Source organism: Pseudophaeobacter sp. C1-32P7, from assembly GCF_041008775.1.
Classification (GTDB): Bacteria; Pseudomonadota; Alphaproteobacteria; order Rhodobacterales; family Rhodobacteraceae; genus Phycobacter; species Phycobacter gallaeciensis_A.
On record NZ_JAXGFR010000009.1, the window covers coordinates 1 to 22,792 of the forward strand.

The following is a 22,792-nucleotide window of genomic DNA, read 5'->3' on the forward strand; positions in this document are numbered from 1 at the left end:
GCCCAGAGATTTGAGAAACGAATTTGTAGCGCACATTGCGAAACGCACTCCCCATCATGAGATGGAGATCACATCGCAGCCGAAGCCATTAGCAGCAATGTGGGGTTGAGACGGCGCTTACGTAATAATTTGTTTAAATTTAAGATAAAAACATCCCAAAAGTCTCCTTCAAGCGCCTATAGCCCGCCTCAAACTCGCCCTTATTCTATCCTTTCCTGTGCCTGCCCCAGGTCGCTGACCGAAGGCCTCGCCGTCACAGGAGGATATGCAATGAAGACACCGTTCAAACTACCTCTGGTTGCGCACTTCATTTGCCTGACAGCTTTCTCGCTGGGCCTCAGCACCGAAACGGCAGCAGCTCAGGACAATGTCGTTTCACTCAGTACAGAACCGGCCAATACCCTGGAGGTCCTCATCGAGCCAGAAAATACGATAACCCTGATCATCTCAGGAAATGACAACGGCGGATTTGGACAAAGCTGGCCCGCGCTTCCCGCATTTGCCGCCGCAACTATTCAGCCGGGCGTATTGTCGCAAACAGGCTTCGGCAATCAAATCGACCTGTCTGTCCTCGGATCAGACAACCTTTTCGCCATTGCGCAGAATGGTTCCAATAACCGGGCCTTTGGTCAGATAACCGGCACCGGCAACACAGCGCTCGTCATGCAAACCGGACATGCAAATGTGGCCGTGTTTCATCAGCATGGAAACGGAAATAGTGTAGCGATCTCCCAATCATCATGGTAACGTATTGTTAACTTTTGGGGAGTTTTTGCTTTGATACGTTTACTTGATATTACCCCTATGACGGTCGTCGTGGCGCTTTCACTGACCTCCATGGCTGCTGCTGGCAGTGGAAACGTTGTTTATCTTGAGCAGGGCGACGGCACGAGCGCGGGCAACGAGCTATTTATTGACCAAAGTGACGCAACGAATTCGCTCGTCGCCGGTGCTCCAGACGGGCTGTCACCTGCCAGCCAGTATGGCACCTACAACAGCGGCGAGATCATTCTAGAAGGCGAAGGCGCAACTGTTTACTTCAGTCAAAACAATGCCTTAACCGGATCACCATTTGGCAATTCCGCGACCATCTTTGGCGGCGAATTGGCCTCCATCGTGTTGTCCCAAACCGGCTCCAGGAATACCGGTGAGATCTCCGTGACCGGCATCAATAACTCCGCGGGCCTTCTGCAGACCGGCAATGGCAACGATGGCAATGTCAATGTGTCCGGCTCCAACAATTCCGGCACCTTGGTTCAGACCGGCAATCAGAACAGTTTCAGCCTGTCTGTAGCGGGTGATTCGACAAATGTCACCTACACGCAGGTTGGTAATGGACTGTCAGCGGTGAATGGAGCGGGGCCAACCGTCATTTCAAACGGCGGAACTGTTCTGATCACGCAGACGCGCTAGGCTGGCTGCGCCATGCGTCGACTGCTTTCGACCCTTGGACTTGCCTGCACCGTTTTGATGTCCGCGGGAACATCCACCGCCACAGCGCAATCCGCTGCAGCTGAGATTTCGATCATTCCCACCGCTCAAGGTGTGGAAATCGAAGGTCGCGTGATCGGACTGGACGAGGGTGAGGTGCAGGCTGCTCTGACAATCGTCAAATCCGACTCTGGCGGAACCTCCAACCTGACACAAAGCCGTGCAATCGGAATACACCGTGGGGAACGTCATGTCATAGGCAAGACGACCCTTTCGATACAGCCCGGCGGCAAGCTCTCGGTCGAGTTATCCGTAACGCAAGACGGAGCCGAAATCGCCACCGCGGTGTCCACATTCGGACCATAATTTCCAAGGAACAGGAATGGTAATGCTCAAATCGCTTTCTCTGGGTGCGCTTGCCGCGCTTGTAACGCTGATTGCGCCCCCGTCGTCTGCTCAAACTAAAGAACAGCTGCTTGAAGCTTTTTCCGGGAACTGGGTGGTCTTCGACACCGCATTCTCGACCAGTTCCACACCGTGTTCGCTCAGCCTGGAAAACAAGGTGGAACTCCACGGGGTAGTTGAGGAGTCTCAGTTGCGCCCCGTCGCCAATAGCCAAAACTGCGTTGTGCCGTTGAACAGCGTTTCAGCCTGGGACATCGAGCAGAACCAGCTTGTCCTCTATGCTCAGCAGGATGTTGTTGTTGCTCGGTTGGGCGGCAACCAATCCCGTGTCACAGGCGATCTGTCCGATTCTTTTGTCAGCCTGATTGTAGAACGACCGAACGGCGACGCCTATCAGGCCGCCTTCAGCCAGGCTGTGCGCCAACACCGTTGCATTTACCTTGGCTACACAAGCGACTGCGCAGAACGTTCCGATCTGGCAGCCCCTGTCATGAGCGAAGATGGGGGTGTCGTTGCCTCTCTGGGCCTTCTGGTCAACCTGAATGTCCGCGATCAGCCCAGACGGGATGCGCGGATCGTGGGTACACTGCCGCAGGGCGCATGCCTCAAGGTGAATTACTGCACTGTAGCCTCGGACGGTATCTGGTGCCGAGCCCGCTTCGGAGAAGCCAGCGGCTGGGTCAGCAAGACCGCACTGCGCCAGGAGAAATGGCCTGTCGCGACCTTCGTCAACGGCTGTGAAGCAGAATAATAGCTAAAGACAAGCGACCGTGTTCTCAGAAGGATGCGGTCGCCCCTCTGCAGCCTCGCAGCACTGCTCCGCACGCCGCCAGAGGCGCCAAACTGCAGGTATCAAAACACAACGCGTCCAGAACATCAAATCCGGGCGTCAGGCACTATATGTCGCTTTCGGGTGTTTTTTCTTCTAACGGCGGCAAACGTGGTTTGCGTTGCAGAAGTTTTTGGTAGCGGAGGAGGGACTTGAACCCCCGACACGCGGATTATGATTCCGCTGCTCTAACCAGCTGAGCTACTCCGCCACTCGCTGTGTGGAGGCGATTTACGGAATGGGGCCGGTGGGGTCAAGCAGGAAAATCGGCTGTGCAGGATTTTCTGCACAAAAAAATGCACCGTTTTAAAATTTTACAATATTTACAGCACCTTAAACCATCAAACAAAATTACCACAAAGACAGGCACTGTGAAACACATCGCAGCCTTGGCACCCGAGCGTTAGGCTGACTGGACGCCTCCTCTCCTACCTCACCCGCTGCGAAGCGAAACCCGCGCTATCGCCGCGTTTCTCAGAATCACATGCTGCGCCGAGCAACGGCGCAGTCACCGCGCAAGCGCCGCCTTCATCGCAGGATCGGGGAAACAAGTCGGGGGCTGCCCCGTGGCCTCCTGCCAGCGCCCGATTGAGCGGCGTGTCTTGTAACCGGCCAGCCCATCGGCGCCGCCAACATCATGCCCCTGCCCTATGAGCATACGCTGCATGGCAGCCACATCCGACCGCAGCAGCCCCCCGACACTGCCCCAGCGGGCGTGAAAGTCACCGACACCGAACTGGATGCGGTCCCCCACATGCCCCACGAACAGGGCGTATAGATCGCTCATGTTGTAATCTTTCAGGACGTAGAAATTTGGCGTCACCACGAAGGCGGGTCCGTATCGCCCGGCAGGCATCAACAGATACCCCTGCTGACCGCGTTCATGTTCAGGAAAGGGACGCCCGGAGACTCGGGTGATCCCCATGGCCTCCCAATCAGAAATAAGGCGGCCCTGATCCGGGCCTTCCAGCGTGCAAGAGACGCTGCCCGGAACCGAAACCTCAAACCCCCAGTCGCGCCCAGTTTGCCAGCCATGCCGCTTCAGATAGATCCCGATTGAGGCGATGGTGTCGGCCTCTGACCCCCAGATATCCGCGCGGCCGTCGCCGTCGCCGTCTACGGCATGTTGCAGAAAGTTCGTGGGCATGAACTGCGGCTGGCCAAGGGCGCCAGCCCAGCTGCTCTTCATTGCATGGGCGGACACGTGACCTGCCTCCGCGATCTGCAGCGCCGCGATCAACTCGGCCGAGAAATAGTCCGCGCGCGTGCTCATGAACCCCTTGGTGGCGAGGACCTGAAAGGCGTCATGCGGAATGGCCGCCCGCCCATAGGCGCTTTCCCGCCCCCAGATCGCGAGGATGATCCGCCCGGGCACGCCGGTCTCCTGTTCGACCCTTGTCAGACTTGCCTTGTGGCGCCGGGCCATCTGGCGCCCGGTCGCCGTGGCGCCATCAACCGTGCCACGCCCGAAGTATTTCCCAGGTTTGCCGAACTCGGCCTGCCGCTGCGTTTTCGGCGTCTTGGCCGGGGCGCCAGGGGGCACCAGATCGGGCAGCTTCCAGTTCAGTGTCACGCCGTCAAAAGCGGCCTTGAACGTGCGACGCGAGACACCCGCCTGCCGAGCCTGCGGCCAGACCTCCTGCCGCAACCAGGTCTGGAACTGGCGCTCAATGGCGGCGTGGTCCTGGGCCAAGGCTGAGCCGAGGCCGCCCAGCAGCAGAAAAATAACAACCAGAGCTCGCAAAACCATGAGGGACCTTCCGGGAAACAAACATCCTACTGATCCCACCCGATCACGGGCCCCATGACAAGGGCTGAGCCTCAGCTCTCCGCGTTAGCCTCGGCCAGAACCCGCCGGGCCACCCGGAAGCACTCCAGCGCCTGCGGCACACCGCAATAAATCCCGATCACATGAATAATCGCCCGTAGTTCATCCTGTGTGACACCATTGTTCAGCGCCCCTTTGCAGTGAGTTTCCCACTCCTGCATCTTGCCCAGCGCGCCGATCATGGAAAGGTTCATCATCGACCGGGTCTTGGCATCGATGACATCATCGCCCCAGCCGAACCCCCAGCACCAGGCGGTCATCGCCTCCTGAAAGGGGCGGCTGAAATCATCCGCAGCAGCTAGATTGGCATCTACATATTCCGGCCCAAGGGTGGCGCGGCGCTGCTCAAGCCCCTTGAGAAACAGATCTTCGTCAAATGTGCTCATGCTGCGGCTCCGTGAATGCAGGATTTGGCGCCGGGTTCAGATAGCCCGGCGCAGCCAAGATGCCACTGATCTCAGCAGTATGGCCAGCATTGTCACATCAGAACGATGGATCAGGGCAGCGGAGCAGTCCGGAACAGACGGATCTTCAACCCGCCATGTGCGACCGGTGCCCCGAAGGGCAAAAAGGGCAGTTGGGTCGCCTTTGCCAGACCGGTTTCGCTGGTCACGATACCCACCTGCCAGCCGGAAAAACGCTCTTTCAGGACCTGCCCCAGCGCGCCGTAGAGTGCGAAGAGCAGTTTCTTGTTGCCGATCCGCGCCCCATAAGGCGGGTTCACGATCACCAGCCCTGGCGCCCCCTCGGGCGGCATCAGATCGCTTACCGCAGCCTGCGAAAAGGACGTGCAGCCTGCAACACCCGCACGGGCGGCATTGGCAGTGGCCATCTCCACCGCGCCCGCATTCCGGTCGGATCCGTAGAACCGCACCGGGGTCTCCTGCGAAACGACTGCGGCTTTCATCGCGGCAAAAGCATCCGCATCAAATGTCGCAAGTTGCTCAAAGGCAAAGCTGCGGCTGCGCCCGGGCGCCAGCCCCATGGCGATCTCGGCGGCCTCGATCACGAAGGTGCCGGAGCCGCACATCGGGTCCACTACTGCCTGGCTTCCGTCGAACCCGCATTCGCGCAGAAACAGCGCCGCCAGATTTTCCCGCATCGGCGCCTTGCCCACGGCCGATTTGTGGCCACGCTTGTGAAGCCCCTCGCCCGAAGTATCGACGCTGAACTGGCACAGGTTGTCCTCAATCCGGCATTTCAGCGTCACGCCTGCGCCGCTCATCTCATCACTGGCATTGGGCGGAATGATCGTGGCGCCCAGTTCTTCGGACAGGGCCCGTTCGATCCGCTGGGCGGCAGCGCCTGCGTGGTAGATTTTTGACTTCTTGTTGGTCGCCACCTCGACGCGGATCGGAACATCCGCGCGCAGTACATCCGCCCACGGAAATTTCCGGGCGCGTTTGTCCAGTTGCGCAAGGTGGAAGGCCCGGAAAGCACCGATCCGCGCCAGCACGCGCGCCGCGCCGCGCAGGTACAGGTTGGCGCGCCAGACCTCGGGCCAGCCGCCCTGCACCGTGACACCGCCGGGTACAGCCCGGGGATCGGAAAATTGCAGCTCGCGCGCCTCGGCCAGGAGGGCCTGTTCAAGCCCCGGCGCCGCGGTCAGAAAGATCTCGAATGTGGATTCATCTGTCATGGCACCTTCCTTAGCCGGAAACTCAGAACACCGCGACGGGAAAACGCGATTCTCCCAGCGCCCTCGCCATCCCCACAACACGAACCACCAATCCGGTTGATGCTGCGGTGCGGCAGCGGGTTTTCGCTGCGCCCGCATTGCAAACAGATATCCTCAGATCAACTTTAATCACAACATTGTCAGAGACTTACATCATTACTAATTTTTTAGTTTGACAATCCGCCGCACCCTATGAAACTCCTGTAGCAGTCAGGTGCGAGCAACGCACATCTGGCCTTACTGACTTTAGGGAGGAGAAAGATGCGGAAGTATCTTTTGTCCGCAGCAGCGGTTTGCGCCGTGGTTGCGGGCCAAGCAGCATATGCCGACGAGGCAGCTGCCAAGAAATGGATTGATGAAGAATTCCAGCCATCGGCCCTGTCCAAGGAAGAACAACTGTCCGAGATGCAGTGGTTTATTCAGGCGGCAGAGCCTTACAAGGGCATGGAAATCAACGTGCTGTCCGAGGGTATCCCCACGCACAGCTATGAATCGGAAGTTCTGACAAAAGCCTTTGAAGAAATCACCGGCATCAAGGTGAACCACCAGATCCTTGGTGAGGGCGAAGTCGTTCAGGCGGTTCAGACCCAAATGCAGACCAAGCGGAACCTCTATGACGCCTACGTCAACGATTCCGACCTGATCGGCACCCACTCGCGTCTGCAGCTTGCTTATAACCTCAGCGACATGATGGAAGGCGATTTCAAGGCTGTGACCAACCCCGGTCTCGACCTCGACGACTTCATGGGCACCCAGTTCACCACCGGTCCCGATGGCGATCTGTACCAGCTGCCCGACCAACAGTTCGCGAACCTCTACTGGTTCCGCAAAGACTGGTTCGACCGTGAAGACCTGCAAGCGGCCTTCAAAGAGAAATACGGCTACGATCTGGGCGTTCCGGTTAACTGGTCCGCTTATGAAGACATCGCCGAATTCTTCTCGGAAGATGTGAAGAACATCGATGGCGTCGATATCTACGGCCACATGGACTACGGCAAACGCGCGCCTGACCTTGGCTGGCGGATGACCGACGCCTGGCTGTCGATGGCGGGCGCAGGCTCCAAAGGTGAGCCGAACGGTGTGCCGATCGACGAATGGGGCATCCGCATGGAAGCGGGCACCTGTAACCCGGTTGGCGCCAGCGTCACCCGCGGTGGTGCCGCGAACGGCCCGGCTGCGGTCTATGCGATCCGCAAATGGGACGAATGGCTGCGCAAATACGCGCCTCCGGGTGCGGCGTCTTATGACTTCTACCAGTCCCTGCCCGCCCTGGCCCAAGGCAACGTGGCACAGCAGATCTTCTGGTACACCGCCTTCACCGCAGACATGGTGAAGCCGAAGTCCGAAGGCAACAACACCGTCGACGACAGCGGCACCCCGCTGTGGCGCATGGCACCCTCTCCGCATGGCCCCTACTGGGAAGAAGGCCAGAAGGTCGGCTATCAAGACGTGGGTTCCTGGACCTTCCTCAACTCCACTCCGCTGGACCGCGCGCAGGCTGCATGGCTCTACGCTCAGTTCGTGGTGTCGAAAACCGTGGACGTGAAGAAATCCCACGTGGGTCTCACCTTCATCCGCGACAGCTCGGTCAACCACCAGAGCTTCTCTGAACGTGCCGAGAAACTCGGTGGTCTGGTGGAATTCTATCGTTCGCCCGACCGCGTGGCATGGTCGCCGACCGGTGTGAACGTTCCGGACTATCCCAAGCTGGCCCAGATCTGGTGGCAGCAGATCGGTGACGTAAACTCCGGCGCCTTCACGCCGCAGGAAGCGATGGATCGTCTTGCTCAGGAAATGGACATCACCATGAGCCGGATGCAGCGCGCTGACGAGCAGGCCAACATCTACGGCGGCTGTGGTCCGCGCCTGAACGAAGAGAAGGACGCGGAATGGTGGTACGCCAATGGCGGCGCCAAGCCGAAGCTGGAGAACGAGAAGCCTCAGGGCCAGACCGTCAACTATGACGAGCTGGTTGCCCGCTGGGCCAAGAACTAAGGGCTCCCTCCCCGCCGGGCGGCTCTCCGCCCGGCCGACCCACCCCGAAGCGGCCCATGTCCTGCTTCGGGGCATTTGCAAACCCCACGGAAGCGCGGATCGCGCTTTGGCTCTCTCGCCGACGCCCGCAGCGGCGCAGCGCAAGCGGGCCCATTCTCCGGAAAGACCAACCAAGATGGCTCTTGAACTTAAAAACGTGGTCAAGCGCGTCGGCGCGATTGAGCACATAAAAGACACGTCTCTGATACTGGAGAGCGGTCACTTCAACGTCCTTCTGGGCGCCACCGGCTCGGGCAAGACCTCATTGATCAAACTGATGGCCGGGCTGGACCCGATTGCCAGCGGCAGCGTGTGGATGGAAGGCCGGGACGTGACCCGCCTCAACACCCAGAAACGCAACATCAGCCTGGTGCACCAATTCTTTATCAACTACCCGCACATGACGGTTTTTGAAAACATCGCCTCCCCCTTGAAGGTCGCAGGCATGGCAAAATCCGAAATCGAAGGTCGGGTAGAAGACGCCGCGGATATCCTGCAGTTGCGCCCGATGCTGCACCGGCGCCCGCATGAGCTCTCTGGCGGACAGCAGCAACGCTGCGCCCTTGCCCGCGCGATTGCCAAGGAAAGCCAGGCGGTGTTCCTGGACGAACCGCTGGCGAACCTCGATTACAAACTGCGCGAAGAACTGCGCGACCAGCTACCAGAGCTTTTCGCTGGACGTGGTGCCGTTGTAGTCTATGCCACCTCGGAACCCGAAGAGGCGTTGCTACTGGGCGGTAAGACCGCGCTGATGCGCGATGGCCGCGTTACCCAGTTCGGCCCCACCGCAGAGATCTACCGCGACCCGCAAAACGTGGCCGCGGCCCGGGTGTTCTCGGATCCGCCGATCAACACCGCCGAAATCACCAAACAGGGCAACATGGCCCGGCTGACCCCGGATGTGACCTGGGTTCTGGAGGGCGCCGCCGCAGATCTGGCGGATGGCACCTATACCGTCGCGATCCGCCCCTATCACGTGCTGCCCGTCGCCACCACGCAGGCCACGGTCCGCATCGCCGGACGCGTGCAGGTGACCGAGCTTTCGGGCTCCGAAAGCAGCGCCCATTTCGATCTGGGCCTTGGCAGCACTCAGGGCAGCTGGGTCTCCCTTTCGGCCGGGGTTCACCCCTACCAGGTCGGTGAAATGCATGATTTCTATATGGATCCATCCGCGTGCTATTTCTTTGCACCCGATGGCTCCCGCGTGGCGTGAGGCAAGACTATGGCAAAAATTACCCTTTCAAAACTACGCCACAGCTACCTTCCGGCGCCGACCTCCGCGTCCGACTACGCCCTGAAGGAAATTGATCTCGACTGGTCCGACGGCGGCGCCTATGCGCTGCTTGGTCCCTCGGGTTGTGGCAAATCCACCCTGCTGAACATCATATCAGGGCTTCTGGTGCCTTCCGAAGGTCAGATCCTGTTTGATGGCCAGGACGTCACCAAACTGCCCCCCGACCAGCGCAATATCGCGCAGGTGTTCCAGTTCCCGGTGATCTACGACACGATGACCGTTTACGACAACCTCGCCTTCCCGCTGCGCAATCGTGGCCGGGACGAGGCCATCGTACGCGAACGCGTCGTGGCGATTGCCGAGATGCTGGAAGTCACCGAGATGCTGAATCAGAAGGCCGCAGGGTTGTCACCTGACAACAAGCAGAAGATCTCGATGGGCCGTGGCCTGGTGCGCGAGGACGTGAACGTGGTGATGTTCGATGAACCGCTCACCGTGATCGATCCGCACCTGAAGTGGAAGCTGCGCTCCAAGCTGAAAGAGCTGCACCAGCGCGTGAAGGCGACGATGATCTACGTCACCCACGACCAGACCGAGGCACTGACCTTTGCCGATCAGGTGGTGGTGATGCAGCTTGGCGAAGTGGTGCAGATCGGCACGCCGGTTGAGCTGTTCGAACGCCCCGCGCATACGTTTGTCGGCCATTTCATCGGCTCGCCGGGCATGAACATCCTGCCCTGCACCTTTGACGGAGAGGCAAAGATCGAAGGCCAGCCAGTCGCCCTCGAAGGCCCCGTGCGCGGCACCCCTAATGGCAAGACCGAGATCGGCATCCGCCCGGAGTTCGTCTCGCTCTCAGACAGCGGCCTGCCCGCCACCGTCACCAAGGTGTCCGACATCGGCCGCCACACGGTGGTCGAATGCAACTGCCTTGGCCACAAGGTCAACGCCGTGATCGAGGAAGGCGCCGCCCCGCACAAAGGCGATGAAACCCACCTCGCCTTCCGCCAAGACCAGACCCGCCTTTACGTGGACGGCTGGCTCGCCACAGACCCGGAGTAACAGCAAATGAAAACCGAAAACCAAAAAGCATGGTTCTTTGTGCTGCCGGTCCTGTTGCTGGTGGCCTTCAACGCGCTCATCCCAATGATGACCGTCGTCAACTACTCGGTGCAGGAGACCTTCGGCGACAACGTCTTTTTCTGGCAGGGGCTCGACTGGTTCGAACAGATCCTGCGCTCCGACCGGTTCCACGCGGCGCTGGGGCGTCAGTTCCTCTTCACCTTCCTGATCCTGATCATCGAGGTGCCCTTGGGCATCGCGATTGCGCTGTCGATGCCACGCAAAGGGTTCTGGGTGCCGGTCTGCCTCGTGCTGATGGCGCTGCCGATGCTGATCCCCTGGAACGTGGTGGGCGCGATGTGGAACATCTTCACCCTCCCCGATATCGGCCTTCTGGGCTATTTCCTGAACCACACGCTCGGCATCAACTACGACATGACGCAGGATCCGGTCGCGGCCTGGGTGACCATCGTCACCATGGACGTCTGGCACTGGACCTCGCTGGTGGTGCTTCTGTCCTATGCGGGTCTCGTCTCAATCCCCGATGCCTATTATCAGGCAGCCAAGATCGACGGTGCCTCTAACTGGGCGGTGTTCCGGTTCATCCAGCTGCCCAAGATGAAAACCGTCCTGACCATCGCGATCCTGCTCAGGTTCATGGACAGCTTCAACATCTACACCGAGCCTTTCGTTCTGACCGGCGGTGGCCCCGGCAACTCCACCACGCTCCTGTCGATCGATCTGGTGAAAATCGCGCTGGGTCAGTTCGACCTCGGCCCTGCCGCCGCGATGTCGCTCATCTACTTTGCAATCACGCTTCTGGTCAGCTGGCTGTTTTACACCCTGATGACCAAAGACGATCAGAATTAAGGGAGGGATCAGATGCAGAAACGTTCCATCGTCCCCATCGTCTATATCCTGTTCCTCATGCTGCCGATCTACTGGCTGGTGGCGATGAGCTTCAAGACAACCAATGAAATCCTCGCGGGATTCTCGCTCTTTCCGCAGACCTTCACGCTGGAGAATTACAAGGTCATCTTCACCGATCCGACCTGGTACTGGGGTTATATCAACTCGATCCTCTACGTGACGATCAACACGGTGATTTCAGTCGCGGTGGCCCTGCCGGCCGCCTATGCCTTCAGCCGCTACCGCTTTCTGGGTGACAAGCAGCTGTTCTTCTGGCTGCTCACCAACCGGATGGCCCCTGCGGCGGTCTTTGCCCTGCCCTTTTTCCAGCTATATTCGGCCGTCGGGCTGTTCGACACCCATCTGGCGGTGGCGCTGGCGCACTGCCTGTTCAACATCCCGCTCGCAGTCTGGATCCTCGAAGGTTTCATGGGCGGCATTCCTAAGGAACTCGACGAGACCGCCTATGTGGATGGCTATTCCTTCCCGCGGTTCTTTGCCGTGATCTTCATCCCATCGATCAAGGCCGGGGTCGGCGTTGCTGCCTTCTTCTGCTTCATGTTCTCCTGGGTGGAGCTGCTGCTGGCCAAAACCCTGACAGCCGTGGCGGCCAAACCCATCGCCGCCACCATGACCAAAACCGCCTCCAGCGCCGGCTATGAGCTGGGCCTTCTGGCGGCTGCGGGCACATTGACAATCATTCCGGGCGCCATCGTGATTTGGTTCGTCCGCAACTACATCGCAAAGGGTTTTGCGATGGGGAGGGTTTGACATGCTATCCTGGATGGCCTGGACCTGGCCGACAGCGCTGGTCTTTATCGGTATCTTTTCTGCAATCGGCATTCTCATCGCACTGGAGATCCGCCACCCCGGCGGCGACCTGCGCAAGGGGGTCCTGGGGCTCGAAACCACTCGCGGCGACCGGCTGTTCATCAGCCTTCTGGGCACCGCCTATATCTTTCTTGCCTGGCTCGGTCTGATCGGCATGCCCCTCTGGATCCCGCTCGGCCTGTCCATCGCCTGGGGTGTCTTCTGCTTCTGGAAGGTGTGAGGGCAGCCCCACCCGGCGGGTCAAGGAGGCCGAAGGCCCCGCCAAAGGCGGCTTGTCCTTGACGCGCACGCCTTCAATACCCTTGAAAACGGCCTTGAGAGGCAGATCTGCCCCTCAAGGCCTTCTAAGCGAATCGGGCCTTTTTTTGCTGGTGCAAAGAGGTCTCTGCCCTACGAGCCCTGGCAACCAGAAATCTGCGCGCCTGGCCTCTGCTAAAAAAATAGTTTTCAACCCCTCCCCCTTTCCCCTAGCATAAGCGGAAGACCAAAATGGATCAGGCAACTGCGCGCATGCGAAAGAAACAGGACAAATCGCTCCTCACCGAAGTGGAACTGGAGTTCATGACCGTGGTCTGGGAAACCGGCGGCGGCACCGTGCGCGATATTCTGGCCGAGCTGAACAAAGTGCAGGAACGCGCCTATACCTCGGTCGCAACGGTCCTGAAAATCATGGAGCAGAAGGGTTTTCTTACCAGTGAACGGGCTGACCGGTCGCTGGTCTACCGCCCCGCTGTTCCCAAGGCAGAGTACCAGAAAACATCTCTGAAAAACCTTTCGAGCAAACTCTTCAACGGAGCCCCGGCCGCCCTTGTTGCCCGGCTTGTCGATGATGAGGACGTGACCGACGAAATGCTCGAAGAGATGAGAGCGCTTCTGGAGGAAAGGCTGGGGGACAATGCAACCTGATGCTCTACTGAATGCCTATCTTGATCTGAACCTGCTGCTGTTTGCGGGCGCGGCGCTCTGGCTGGTCGCGCGAAAACTGCTGTCCCGCAGTGCTTTCGGCTCAACCTACCGTCCGCAATTGCAGCTGCTGAACACGGTGACGCTGCTGCTCGCACTGTCTCCGCTGCTGGTATTGGCCCTGACCAGCCTGGTCTTTGCCCATCCACCCAACCTGTCGGACCTTCTGGTTGCGCAATATCTGCAGGGTCATGTCGGGATGAGCGCAACCCGGTTCGAGGATCTTCTGGGCCTGCGCGAGGATCTGGTTCGCACCCTGACCAGCGATCGACCTCTCTGGGCACAGGCGACGCTGGCCGCTCTGGCAGCTGGCGCGGCCTTCTGCACGGCGCAATTGGCGGTGTCGGTCCTGCGCCTGCGGAGCAGCCTGCGGCAGGCCTTTACCTGGAAACGCATCGGCAGCGTGCGGGTGCTGTTGTCTGATGAGGCCCGCGTCGCCTATTCCACCCGCAGTCTTTTTACGCGCTACGTGGTTCTGCCGACCGCCCTGCTGGAGGATCCGCAGGATCTGCGCCTGACCGTCGCGCATGAATTGCAGCACTTCCGGCAGCGCGACATCGAATGCGAATTTCTCCTCGATGCGCTGCGACCGCTGCTGTTCTGGAATCCCGCCTTCTACCTGTGGCGCCGCGAAGTGCGGCTGCTGCGTGAATTTGCCTGCGATCAGGCGATGATGGCACGGCCTCATTTCGATCTGCGTGCCTATTGCGAATGCCTGATCCGCGCCTGCGCCCATGCGGCCAAGGACCCGGTACTGTTTGCCCGCCGCAGCCCTGCGGTGGCCCTGGTCGATCGCCGCGAAACAGGTCGTGGCGCATCAGCGCTGGAACGCCGCCTGCTCGCCGTGACTGCCGATCAGAGCGCAGACGCCAACCCGCTGGGCTGGGCCATCATCTCGGGCCTGATGGTCGCCGCGGTGATGACAACCGCCCTGTTGCTGCAACGCCCCGCCGACTGGAGCCATGATCGGATCATGCTCTCGACCATCGTGAACCTTGAGCGCATGGCTAGCCGCGCGGCCACCACTCCGCAGACCGCCTCCGCCGCCCTGACTGGCAGCTTCACAACCGCTGGTTTTGGCACGGACCGCCCATAAAAGGCAGGCACGTCCCTCCACCGCCTTTCCTCCCTGCTTGCCTCTGCAAGCGATTTCCGCGCGCGACCTGTCTTGGGTCTGCAGCGGATAATTTCGGCCAAACCTTTGCAGAACCCGCAAAAGATCCTATCAAGGCTTCAGGAGGAGCCAAACCGAATGAAGCTGAACCCCGTCGATATCTCGAAAACCGCCTCGGCCTCGTCGATCGTTTTCGAAGCCCTGCGCAAGGCCATCATCGAAGGTGACCTGAAAGAGGGCGAACCGCTGCGGCAGGATGAAATCGCCGGGCTGTTCAACACCAGCCGGATCCCCGTCCGCGAGGCAATCTCGCGGCTTGAGGAACAGGGACTGGTCAAGACCCAGCGGTACAAGGGCGCGGTTGTGTCTGGCCTTTCCCCGGAAGAGGCACAGGAGATTTTTGATCTGCGGGCGCTGATCGAACCTGAAGTGATCCGCCGCGCGGTCCCGCAGATGACGCCAGAGGTCCTGGAGCAGGCCCGCCAGTGTCTGGAAGCGTTTTCCGCATCGGACGATCCCCTGACCTGGGGCCAGCTGAACCGGGATTTCCATTCGCAGCTCTACGCGGCTAGCGGCCTGCAATATCATCTCGATGTGATCGACAATGCCATGGACCGGGTCGACAGATATTTGCGCGCGCAGCTGGTGCTATCCAACGGCATGCAGCGCGCCCATGAAGAACACCTTGCCATTCTTGAGGCCTGCAGTACCGGCGATGCTGCCCTCGCTGCGGAACTGACCCGGGCGCATATCGCAGATGCCTGCACTTCGCTGGTGGAAAACATCGCCAACCTGCGCTGACGCCCAGCACACCAATGAACTGTCCAAAGTTTACCGACAGTCATGGCCTCCGCAGTGCCCTGAAATTGCTCTGAACCTCGGCAAGTAGGGCGTTTGTGCAGCATCACATCAGCCTATGAACCGATATTTTACCGCAAAACGGGAAAATATTTCCGCGGAACGGTGAATGATTGTAGAACTGCCGCACGGCGCGTCAGGGGGCAGAGCGCGCTATTCACTCATTCTTCCACTGTCTGACCTGGCCTCGGTCTGGAGAACGCTCGATTGAACGTGACACCCCGCAGAGTTGTCTTTCTGGGCGCCGGAGCGATCGGGTGTTTCCTCGGTGCGCATTGGGCAGCGGCCGTGCAGGCGGCGGGCGGGCGTATAGGCCTGATCGGACGGGCCGCCACTTGGGCGCAGATCGGTGCCGGACCGCTGCGACTGACCGGCGGCACGGCGGCGGACACTGACCTGTCGCTTCTGGACCTGCACGACAGCCCCGAGGCCTTGTCAGAGGCCGATCTTATCGTGCTGACGCTCAAATCCATCGGGCTGGAGCGGGCGATCGAAGAGATCCGCGCCTATACCGCCGAAGGAACGCCGATCCTCTGCCTGCTGAACGGAGTGTCCGCGGTGGAGCAGCTGCGTGCCGCCCTTCCCGCTCATCCGGTCATCGCCGGTATGGTGCCCTTCAATGTAGTCTGGGCATCCGGCAACCACCTGCATCGGTCCAGCGCCGGGCAGCTGAAGTTGGAACGCACGCCAGTCAGCGCTGCCCTTGCCGAGATCATCGCAGCCATCGGCGCCCCGGCAGAGCTGCAGGATGCGCTGAAGCCCATTCAATACGGCAAGCTGCTGTTGAACCTGATCAATCCGATCAATGCCCTCAGCGGCCTGCCACTTCATGCCATGCTCTGCCAATCGGGGTACCGCCGGATATACGCGGCCACGCTGCGCGAAGCGCTCCGGGTCTATGACGAAGCAGGGGTTACCTGGCAGACCGTCGGTCCCCTCTCCCCGCGGCTGGTGCAATGGTTGCTGCGTTTGCCCGACGCGCTGTTCAATAGGACATTGCTGCGGCTTCAGAAACTCGATCCGGCGTCGATGACCTCCATGGCCGTCGATCTGGCCGCGGGCAGGCCCACCGAAATCGATGCGATCACCGGCGAAATCCTGCGCTTGGCCGCAGCTGCCGACTGCCCGGCGCCCATCAACACTGACCTGTTCAATCTGATCAAAGCCCATGAGGCCGCGCCGACGCCACAGCAAGGCCATTCGGCAGCCGCCCTGGCCCAACTGCTGAGACTGTAAGATGACCCCGTCCGCACAAACACCCATGGTCTTTGGCCCCCTGAAAACACGGAACACGCCGAAACAGGCCCGCGCTGTCCAGCGCATCCACATCATTCTGTCCGCTACGGCCGATCTCTTGTCAGATCATCCGGTGCAAACGATCACGACCACACAGATTGCCACTCATGCCGGGATCCCGGTCAGCTCCATTTACCGCTATTTCTCCGATGTGAATCAGGTTTTGCGCGAGCTCTACCTGAAAAGCGCGCAGGAACTGCGGGACAAGGTTCTGGAGACGCTGGAAAACACCGAAACAAGACCGGGCTGGCGCGACAGGTTGCATCACATCATCCTTACCCAGAGAGACTACGTACGGAACAATCCTTACTACCGTTTGCTGCTGATGTATTTCGTCTCGGCCCGCCCAGCAGTCGCTGCCCGAGACCGGGAACGTGAATACACCACCGAACTGATGGAAATGCGCTGGAAACGCGGTCAAGACGGGTTTCATGGGGGCGATCCAAAGGTGGTGGCCCAGACGGTACTGCAGATCGCCGTCGCCATGGAGGATATGATCGCGGCTCAGTCCAACCCAGAAAACGCGGATATCTACGCGCAGGAGTTTCTCACCCTGCTGGATTCCTATCTGGCGAATTACCTAGAGGACTGATCCCGGTCATCAGGCAATGCTGTCCGCCCGTCCCACTTGGCGGCCCGAAAAAATACAGCCGCCCAGAAACGTGCCCTCGAGCGCGTTATAGCCATGATAGCCACCGCCGCCGAACCCGGCGACCTCCCCCGCGGCGAAAAGGCCGGGAATGGTCTTGCCATTGGCATCGACTAGTTGCCCATTCAGATCGGTCTGAAGACCGCCCAGCGTCTTGCGAGTGATTATGTTGAGCCGGACCCCGATCAGCGGACCGTTGTCGGGATCCAGGATCCGGTGCGGCTTTGCCGTGCGCATCAGCCTGTCGCCGCGATAATTGCGGGCCGCGTGGATCGCCATCATCTGGGCGTCTTTTGAGAACGGGTTGTCGATCTGCGCGTCCCGGGCAGTGATTTCGGCCCGTATTTTTTCGGCATCCAGCAGGCTGTTCCCTTGCAGTGCATTCATCTTAGCGATCAGATCCTCCAGCCGGTCAGCAACGACAAAATCCTCTCCGTGCTCCTTGAAGGCTTCCACGTTGGCGGTCGCCTTCTTATTCAAAAGTCGCTGTTTTAGGACCTGTTTCCAGCTTTTGGAGGCAAGGTCCGGGTTCTGCTCTGATCCGGATAACGCAAATTCCTTCTTGATGATTTTCTGCGTGGTGATGAACCAGGAATAATCATAGCCCGTGGCCAGAATGGCCTTCAGCGTGCCAAGACTGTCGAAGCCCGGCACGGCAGGCGGCGCGAAACGGTTGCCGGTCGCATCGAACCACATTGAGGACGGTCCCGGCAGGATCCGGATGCCATGGTTCGGCCAGATCGGATCCCAGTTCTTCACGCCTTCGGTGTAATGCCACATGCGGTCGGCGTTGATCACATGGCCACCGGCCTGCTGGGTGATCGCGACCATACGGCCGTCCACATGGGCGGGAACGCCTGCGATCATGTGTATTGGCGCGGCCCCCAGCCGGTCCGTCGGCCAGGCCTTGCGCACCAGATCCAGGTTGCCACCGATCCCGCCCGAGGCCACCACCACGCTGGCTGCGCGCAATTCAAAATCGTCAATGACCTCGCGGTTGGTCTTCTGCCCGCGGGCGCTGGTGTCTTCGGCAAGAACCTCGCCGCTGATGCCCGTGCAGGCGCCGTTCTGCATCAGCAGATGCGAGCAGCGATGGCGGAACTTCAGGCTGATGCGCCCCGCCTTTTCATGCTCCCTGACCCGGCGCTCGAACGGCTCCTGCGTGCCGGGACCCACGCCCCAGGTCAGATGGAACCGTGGCACCGAATTGCCATGCCCCGAAGCAAAGGAGCCGCCCCGCTCGGCCCAGCCGACGATGGGAAACCAGCGCATGCCCATGTCATGCAGCCAGGGCCGCATCTCACCGGCCGCAAAATCGATATAGCTTTCGGCCCATTTGCGCGGCCAGAGGTCTTCGTCACGATCGAAACCGGCGCTGCCCATCCAGTCAGAATAGGCCAATTCGCGACTGTCACGGATCCCCATGCGGCGCTGTTCGGGGCTGTCGATCAGCATCAGCCCGCCCAGCGACCAGAAGGCCTGCCCGCCAAGAAAACCTTCGGGTTCCTGATCGACGATCATGACCGTCTTGCCCCGGTCCGCCAGTTCGGCGGCGGCCACCAGTCCGGCCAGCCCCGCCCCGACGATAATGACATCTGCCTGTTGCTCAGCGTGTTTCATCGTTTCCCCTCCCGACGCGCGGCAGGCTGCGCAACTCCTCAATTGCACCCGGATTCCCCGATCCCTGCCCCGCTGTGCCCCGCATTTGCGATTGAAACCCGAGACCTCGATCAGGCTAGCAGCTCAATCCGCGCCTGCCCAGAATAACCACAGGGCAGCCAACCCGCCCGATTTTGGCCTTTTTGACACAGGTCGCGACCGACGTATTCATGCTCTCGACGGCGGTCGTAAACACGGCATAAAATCCCGCCAAACGGGAACTCTAAACAGGTGAATAACTGGTGGGAAGCAAGGCAGAGTTGGTGCGGTTTTGGTTCGAGGAAATCTGGTACCGGAACAACGACCAAATACAGGACGAGATGTTTTCAACCGGTGCAAAGGCGAGTGGCTCGGTGTCCAATCTGGCAGACAAGGATTTCAGGTCCATCGATATCGTCTCGGCCCTGAAAGCGCGCCTTGAATGCACACCAGAGGTGTCCTTTTCCGTCTTCGAAGAGCTAGGCGACTGGGTAATTACCTGTTTCACGGTAGCTGTCACGAAACACCCCACACGCCCGCCTTTTGATTTTGACGGCCAGATGATGTTCCGGATTAAGGACGACAAGATCGCCGAAATTCACTCGAACCTCAATTATATCAAGATGTTCGAAGGCCTTGGCCAGATGCCGCAGGATACGTTGCTGATTTCCCTGACCGGGGCCGAAATGCAATGGAAATGACGCGTAGCGCGTCCTGACCTTCCGGGATCAGTCCTCTGGATCCGGAGAGTTCGGCGCCTCGTATGATCCACCCATGGCAGCGCGCGTCTGTGCGAAATCCAGCAGTTTGACCTCGATATTGGCATTGACCGACCCGTCTTCAAAGGCCCCGTGCAGATCACGCAGCCCGGCAGGCAGGCCGGTCAGCTGTTCGATGGCCTCATCCACATGGCTGACCGCGTGGATCTGGAACTGCCCGGCGCGCACTGCCTCCACCACCTCGGGTTTCAACATGAGGTTCTCCACATTGCTGCGCGGGATCAGAACCCCCTGACGGCCTGTCAGCCCCTCGGTACGGCAGACCTCGAAAAACCCTTCGATCTTCTCATTCACGCCGCCAATGGGTTGGACATCGCCCATCTGGTTCACCGATCCGGTCACCGCAAAGGACTGTGAGATTGGCACCTCGGCAAGGGCCGACATCAGGGCGCAGAGCTCTGCCAACGACGCGCTGTCGCCTTCGACGCCGCCATAACTTTGCTCGAAAACGAGGCTGGCCCAAAGCGACAGGGGTGCGTCCGGTACATAGCGCGCCGCCAGATAGCCAGAGAGGATCAGCACCGCCTTGGAATGGATCGGACCGCCCAGCTTGGCCTCGCGCTCAATATCAACAACACGTCCGGACCCTACGCGAACGCGGGCGGTGATCCGCACCGGCGCGCCAAAGCTTTCTTCGCCCAGCGCCGAAACGGTCAGCCCGTTGATCTGACCGATCTCACTGCCCCGGGTGGAAATCAGGATCTGCTCCCGCGCGATCATCTCGCGCATCCGGTCGCGGATCAGACGACGGCGTTCTTCGGCAGCAGTGATGGCGCCATTCACATGTTTTGCCGAAATGGCCTCAGCGCCCTCCTGGCGGGCGTAGTGATTGCCTTCACGCAGGATATCCCACAAGGTCTCGATCCGAAGGCTCAGCTTTTCCTGATCCGCCGAGGCGCGCGAGGCGGCATCGATCAGCGCCGCCACACCATCAGCGGTCACCGGGCGCAGCGCCTCTTCCTCCACCAGCGCCGCAACCCGGCGGGCAAACAGCGCAATACTGTCCGCATCGCGCACCATGTCAGGCCCGAAATCAGCGGTGACGCGGAAAAACTTGTCAAAATCCGGATCGTATTCCGCCAGCAGCATGTGCAGCATACGATCCCCAACCAGCACAACCCGCACATCCAGCGGGATCGGTTCGGGTTTCATCGTGGTGGTCGAAATCAGCCCCAGCCGTTCACCCGGGGTGATCACATGCACCGCCTCTGTTTCCAAACAGCGCTTCAGCGCATCCCAGGCCAGAGGTTCCGCCAGCACCCGGCGGGCGTCCAGCACCAGAAAGCCCCCGTTTGCCCGATGCAATGCCCCCGGTTTGATCTGGGTAAAATCGGTGACCAGCACACCCTGCATCGCCATGTAGTCGATCTGCCCTGTCAGATTGGCCAGCGTCGGCAGGCTTTCCTCAACTACCGGCGCCCGGTCCGCATCTCCCTCATGGGTCACCACAACATTGACATGATACCGGTGAAACTGCGGATCCTCGCGCAGGGCAGCCAGCCCGGCGGGAAACGGCGCCTTGGAACGCCCCAGATCCAGTGACAAGAACAGATCCGCATGGGCCACCAGATCATCCCGCAGGGCCGTGAAATACGGACCTAGCTCGTCAATCTCGACAAAACCGCGACAGGCCCTGTCGACGGCGGCATCCACTGCGATCCGCGCCATTTCCGCATTGAGCCGGGTCAACGCATCGCGCTGTTCCCGCTCCAGCTCGGGCTGGTCCAGAAGGAAATCCTCCAGCTCGCTCTGAATTTCCGCAACCGCGTCGCGGATCTGTATCCGCTCTTCTTCGGGCAGCTTTTCGATCACCTCCGGTTTGACGATCTCATCGTCGCGTTTTGCGGCCAGGGAAAACCCCATCGGCGTACTCAGGATCGCGACATTCCTGGCTTCGGCCTTCTGACGCAGCGCATCAAAGGCCTCTTCGCGCCGCGCATTGTAATCCTGCTCCAGCGCCATCCGCTTGTTCTGGTAGTCTTCGGACACCAGCAGCGCCGGGATATGATTGGCCAACTCCTCAAGCAACCGGGCCATCGCGTTGCGCAGCCGCACGCCCTGCCCACGCGGCAGACAAATGGCGTTGGGCTGATCGGCGTCCTCAAAGTTTTGCACATAGACCCAGTCCTTTGGAATGGGGCGGCTGGCGGCCTCTTCCTCCAACACGCGCAGCACGGCGGATTTACGGCCACTGCCCCGTGGGCCTTGCACATAAAGATTGAACCGGCGGTGTTTCATCTGCGCCGACAGGCGGATCGCCTCCATTCCCCGGCCCTGCCCCAGCGGCCCTTCAAGCGGCTCAAGATCGGCGGTGGTTGCAAACTCGAACTCGGCCGGATCGCAGACCCGTCTCAGCTCATCGGGCGACAGTGCCGTATCAGACATGCAGGCTCCTGATTTGGTTCAGCATGATTGTGGGAAAGGTGGCATACTTGCGATCCCCCCGCCAGTGCCCAAGCACAAGCCGTAGGTGAAAACGCAGATAGATACGATCCTTGAAGTACCCACCGGGCGTATTGCCTTGAACCCGTCTCAGGACGTTTCTGCGGAGGCTGCCTTTGCCGCCGCATCCAGAAGGCGGACGACCTCTTCATCCGAGGTCTGCGAAAAATCGCTGTAAAAGCGCCCAATTGAGCCGAAAGGAAAGGGCATTTTCAGACAGATCAACTCGTCCACCTCGTCACGCAACGCCTCAGCGACATCCCGCGGGGCCACCGGAACCGCCAGCACCAAACGCGCCGGTTTGCGCGCACGCACAGCCCGCAGCGAGGCCCGGACCGTCGCGCCGGTGGCGATGCCATCATCCACGACAATCGCCGTCCGCCCCCTGAGCGGCACCTGCTTGCGTCCTTTCAGATAGACCTCCCGGCGGCGCCTAATTTCCTCCAGCCGGGGCCGGGACATCCGTTTGATATCCGCCGCGGCAAGTCCAAAGGATCTGGCGATTTCCGGGTTGGTGACGATCTTTGGGTCAGAGCCATTCACCACCGCCGCCACAGCGAGTTCGGGCTGTTCCGGGGCGCCGATCTTGCGGACCATGATCAGATCCATCGGGGCATTCAGCGCGCGCGCAACTTCGGCTGCGACAGGAACGCCCCCGCGCGGCAGCGCAAGGATCACCGGGTCTTGATACCCTTTGCCAGACAGTTCGGCCGCAAGGGCCTGCCCCGCATCTGTTCGATCTTTGAAAAGCGTCATTGCAGCCGCCTCCTGTCGCATGCCTGTATCCGCATTCGCTGGCTATGAACCGAATG

Annotated in this window: 22 protein-coding genes and 1 tRNA gene; 16 read left to right on the forward strand and 7 right to left on the reverse strand. The window is 60.1% G+C overall.

Annotation, left to right across the window (positions count from 1 at the left end; translation table 11 throughout):
* Positions 1-270: 270 nt before the first annotated feature.
* Genes SM763_RS13815 through SM763_RS13830 form a run of 4 tightly spaced genes read left to right on the forward strand, consistent with a single transcriptional unit; the run spans position 271 to position 2,587 of the window.
* Positions 271-747 carry a hypothetical protein gene (locus SM763_RS13815; protein WP_368998883.1) on the forward strand — a complete coding sequence of 159 codons (477 nt, stop codon included), beginning with the start codon at positions 271-273 and terminating at the stop codon, positions 745-747.
* 57 nt (positions 748-804) lie between these two features.
* Positions 805-1,413 (forward strand): hypothetical protein, encoded by a 609-nt coding sequence (locus SM763_RS13820; protein WP_368998884.1) that lies wholly within the window; start codon positions 805-807, stop codon positions 1,411-1,413.
* Positions 1,414-1,425: 12 nt separating this feature from the next.
* Complete coding sequence (gene csgH / locus SM763_RS13825) at positions 1,426-1,797, forward strand: curli-like amyloid fiber formation chaperone CsgH (RefSeq protein WP_274832729.1); 372 nt, start codon at positions 1,426-1,428, stop codon at positions 1,795-1,797.
* A gap of 16 nt (positions 1,798-1,813) precedes the next feature.
* A complete protein-coding gene (locus SM763_RS13830) occupies positions 1,814-2,587 on the forward strand; it encodes an SH3 domain-containing protein (protein WP_368998885.1) in 774 nt (257 codons plus the stop codon).
* Positions 2,588-2,799: 212 nt separating this feature from the next.
* Here the strand turns inward: SM763_RS13830 and SM763_RS13835 are convergent.
* From SM763_RS13835 to SM763_RS13850, 4 genes are all read right to left on the reverse strand, one after another.
* Positions 2,800-2,876 (reverse strand) — tRNA-Met (locus tag SM763_RS13835).
* A gap of 297 nt (positions 2,877-3,173) precedes the next feature.
* Complete coding sequence (locus SM763_RS13840) at positions 3,174-4,415, reverse strand: lytic murein transglycosylase (protein WP_368998886.1); 1,242 nt, start codon at positions 4,413-4,415, stop codon at positions 3,174-3,176.
* Between the two features lie 71 nt (positions 4,416-4,486).
* The gene (locus SM763_RS13845) at positions 4,487-4,879 is read right to left on the reverse strand and encodes a carboxymuconolactone decarboxylase family protein (RefSeq protein ID WP_368998887.1); all 393 of its coding nucleotides are present in this window, start codon (positions 4,877-4,879) and stop codon (positions 4,487-4,489) included.
* A 110-nt stretch (positions 4,880-4,989) separates the two neighbouring features.
* Complete coding sequence (locus SM763_RS13850) at positions 4,990-6,132, reverse strand: THUMP domain-containing class I SAM-dependent RNA methyltransferase (protein WP_368998888.1); 1,143 nt, start codon at positions 6,130-6,132, stop codon at positions 4,990-4,992.
* A gap of 300 nt (positions 6,133-6,432) precedes the next feature.
* Between SM763_RS13850 and SM763_RS13855 the strand changes: the two genes are divergently transcribed.
* The 11 genes from SM763_RS13855 (at position 6,433) to SM763_RS13905 (ending at position 17,064) form a co-directional block, all read left to right on the forward strand.
* On the forward strand, positions 6,433-8,166 hold the full coding sequence (locus tag SM763_RS13855; RefSeq protein ID WP_347510308.1) for an ABC transporter substrate-binding protein: 1,734 nt from the start codon (positions 6,433-6,435) through the stop codon (positions 8,164-8,166).
* A gap of 175 nt (positions 8,167-8,341) precedes the next feature.
* Positions 8,342-9,418: an ABC transporter ATP-binding protein gene (locus tag SM763_RS13860; protein WP_274829673.1), complete on the forward strand. Its 1,077-nt coding sequence runs from the start codon at positions 8,342-8,344 to the stop codon at positions 9,416-9,418.
* Between the two features lie 9 nt (positions 9,419-9,427).
* Complete coding sequence (locus SM763_RS13865; RefSeq protein WP_368998889.1) at positions 9,428-10,501, forward strand: ABC transporter ATP-binding protein; 1,074 nt, start codon at positions 9,428-9,430, stop codon at positions 10,499-10,501.
* A gap of 6 nt (positions 10,502-10,507) precedes the next feature.
* Positions 10,508-11,371, forward strand: a complete 864-nt coding sequence (locus tag SM763_RS13870; protein ID WP_065271224.1) for a carbohydrate ABC transporter permease — start codon at positions 10,508-10,510, stop codon at positions 11,369-11,371.
* A gap of 12 nt (positions 11,372-11,383) precedes the next feature.
* A complete protein-coding gene (locus SM763_RS13875) occupies positions 11,384-12,181 on the forward strand; it encodes a carbohydrate ABC transporter permease (protein ID WP_065271225.1) in 798 nt (265 codons plus the stop codon).
* 1 nt (position 12,182) lies between these two features.
* Positions 12,183-12,461 carry a DUF2160 domain-containing protein gene (locus SM763_RS13880; protein WP_368998890.1) on the forward strand — a complete coding sequence of 93 codons (279 nt, stop codon included), beginning with the start codon at positions 12,183-12,185 and terminating at the stop codon, positions 12,459-12,461.
* Between the two features lie 290 nt (positions 12,462-12,751).
* On the forward strand, positions 12,752-13,147 hold the full coding sequence (locus SM763_RS13885) for a BlaI/MecI/CopY family transcriptional regulator (RefSeq protein ID WP_274829675.1): 396 nt from the start codon (positions 12,752-12,754) through the stop codon (positions 13,145-13,147).
* Positions 13,137-14,300: a M56 family metallopeptidase gene (locus SM763_RS13890; RefSeq protein WP_368998891.1), complete on the forward strand. Its 1,164-nt coding sequence runs from the start codon at positions 13,137-13,139 to the stop codon at positions 14,298-14,300. Before SM763_RS13885 ends, SM763_RS13890 begins: the two co-directional genes overlap by 11 nt.
* 156 nt (positions 14,301-14,456) lie before the next feature.
* On the forward strand, positions 14,457-15,119 hold the full coding sequence (locus SM763_RS13895) for a GntR family transcriptional regulator (RefSeq protein WP_065271228.1): 663 nt from the start codon (positions 14,457-14,459) through the stop codon (positions 15,117-15,119).
* Positions 15,120-15,389: 270 nt separating this feature from the next.
* The gene (locus tag SM763_RS13900) at positions 15,390-16,412 is read left to right on the forward strand and encodes a 2-dehydropantoate 2-reductase (protein ID WP_368998992.1); all 1,023 of its coding nucleotides are present in this window, start codon (positions 15,390-15,392) and stop codon (positions 16,410-16,412) included.
* A 1-nt stretch (position 16,413) separates the two neighbouring features.
* Positions 16,414-17,064, forward strand: coding sequence for a TetR/AcrR family transcriptional regulator (locus SM763_RS13905; RefSeq protein ID WP_368998892.1), 651 nt, complete (start codon positions 16,414-16,416; stop codon positions 17,062-17,064).
* Between the two features lie 9 nt (positions 17,065-17,073).
* Here SM763_RS13905 and SM763_RS13910 read toward each other — a convergent pair whose 3' ends face one another.
* The gene (locus SM763_RS13910) at positions 17,074-18,741 is read right to left on the reverse strand and encodes an FAD-binding dehydrogenase (RefSeq protein WP_368998893.1); all 1,668 of its coding nucleotides are present in this window, start codon (positions 18,739-18,741) and stop codon (positions 17,074-17,076) included.
* Between the two features lie 281 nt (positions 18,742-19,022).
* Here SM763_RS13910 and SM763_RS13915 point away from each other — a divergent pair, with 281 nt between their 5' ends.
* Positions 19,023-19,460 carry a hypothetical protein gene (locus tag SM763_RS13915; protein WP_368998894.1) on the forward strand — a complete coding sequence of 146 codons (438 nt, stop codon included), beginning with the start codon at positions 19,023-19,025 and terminating at the stop codon, positions 19,458-19,460.
* 27 nt (positions 19,461-19,487) lie between these two features.
* Here SM763_RS13915 and SM763_RS13920 read toward each other — a convergent pair whose 3' ends face one another.
* Positions 19,488-21,923 (reverse strand): Lon protease family protein, encoded by a 2,436-nt coding sequence (locus SM763_RS13920; RefSeq protein WP_368998895.1) that lies wholly within the window; start codon positions 21,921-21,923, stop codon positions 19,488-19,490.
* A gap of 147 nt (positions 21,924-22,070) precedes the next feature.
* Positions 22,071-22,736, reverse strand: a complete 666-nt coding sequence (locus tag SM763_RS13925) for a phosphoribosyltransferase (RefSeq protein WP_368998896.1) — start codon at positions 22,734-22,736, stop codon at positions 22,071-22,073.
* Positions 22,737-22,792: the final 56 nt, after the last annotated feature.

Excerpts from the sequence above, each read along its gene's own strand:
- SM763_RS13815 (WP_368998883.1), top strand. The coding sequence starts at position 271 with ATGAAGACACCGTTCAAACTACCTCTGGTTGCGCACTTCATTTGCCTG.
- SM763_RS13820 (WP_368998884.1), top strand. The coding sequence starts at position 805 with ATGACGGTCGTCGTGGCGCTTTCACTGACCTCCATGGCTGCTGCTGGC.
- csgH (WP_274832729.1), top strand. The coding sequence starts at position 1,426 with ATGCGTCGACTGCTTTCGACCCTTGGACTTGCCTGCACCGTTTTGATG.
- SM763_RS13830 (WP_368998885.1), top strand. The coding sequence starts at position 1,814 with ATGGTAATGCTCAAATCGCTTTCTCTGGGTGCGCTTGCCGCGCTTGTA.
- SM763_RS13840 (WP_368998886.1), bottom strand. The coding sequence starts at position 4,415 with ATGGTTTTGCGAGCTCTGGTTGTTATTTTTCTGCTGCTGGGCGGCCTC.
- SM763_RS13845 (WP_368998887.1), bottom strand. The coding sequence starts at position 4,879 with ATGAGCACATTTGACGAAGATCTGTTTCTCAAGGGGCTTGAGCAGCGC.
- SM763_RS13850 (WP_368998888.1), bottom strand. The coding sequence starts at position 6,132 with ATGACAGATGAATCCACATTCGAGATCTTTCTGACCGCGGCGCCGGGG.
- SM763_RS13855 (WP_347510308.1), top strand. The coding sequence starts at position 6,433 with ATGCGGAAGTATCTTTTGTCCGCAGCAGCGGTTTGCGCCGTGGTTGCG.
- SM763_RS13860 (WP_274829673.1), top strand. The coding sequence starts at position 8,342 with ATGGCTCTTGAACTTAAAAACGTGGTCAAGCGCGTCGGCGCGATTGAG.
- SM763_RS13865 (WP_368998889.1), top strand. The coding sequence starts at position 9,428 with ATGGCAAAAATTACCCTTTCAAAACTACGCCACAGCTACCTTCCGGCG.
- SM763_RS13870 (WP_065271224.1), top strand. The coding sequence starts at position 10,508 with ATGAAAACCGAAAACCAAAAAGCATGGTTCTTTGTGCTGCCGGTCCTG.
- SM763_RS13875 (WP_065271225.1), top strand. The coding sequence starts at position 11,384 with ATGCAGAAACGTTCCATCGTCCCCATCGTCTATATCCTGTTCCTCATG.
- SM763_RS13880 (WP_368998890.1), top strand. The coding sequence starts at position 12,183 with ATGCTATCCTGGATGGCCTGGACCTGGCCGACAGCGCTGGTCTTTATC.
- SM763_RS13885 (WP_274829675.1), top strand. The coding sequence starts at position 12,752 with ATGCGAAAGAAACAGGACAAATCGCTCCTCACCGAAGTGGAACTGGAG.
- SM763_RS13890 (WP_368998891.1), top strand. The coding sequence starts at position 13,137 with ATGCAACCTGATGCTCTACTGAATGCCTATCTTGATCTGAACCTGCTG.
- SM763_RS13895 (WP_065271228.1), top strand. The coding sequence starts at position 14,457 with ATGAAGCTGAACCCCGTCGATATCTCGAAAACCGCCTCGGCCTCGTCG.
- SM763_RS13905 (WP_368998892.1), top strand. The coding sequence starts at position 16,414 with ATGACCCCGTCCGCACAAACACCCATGGTCTTTGGCCCCCTGAAAACA.
- SM763_RS13910 (WP_368998893.1), bottom strand. The coding sequence starts at position 18,741 with ATGAAACACGCTGAGCAACAGGCAGATGTCATTATCGTCGGGGCGGGG.
- SM763_RS13920 (WP_368998895.1), bottom strand. The coding sequence starts at position 21,923 with ATGTCTGATACGGCACTGTCGCCCGATGAGCTGAGACGGGTCTGCGAT.
- SM763_RS13925 (WP_368998896.1), bottom strand. The coding sequence starts at position 22,736 with ATGACGCTTTTCAAAGATCGAACAGATGCGGGGCAGGCCCTTGCGGCC.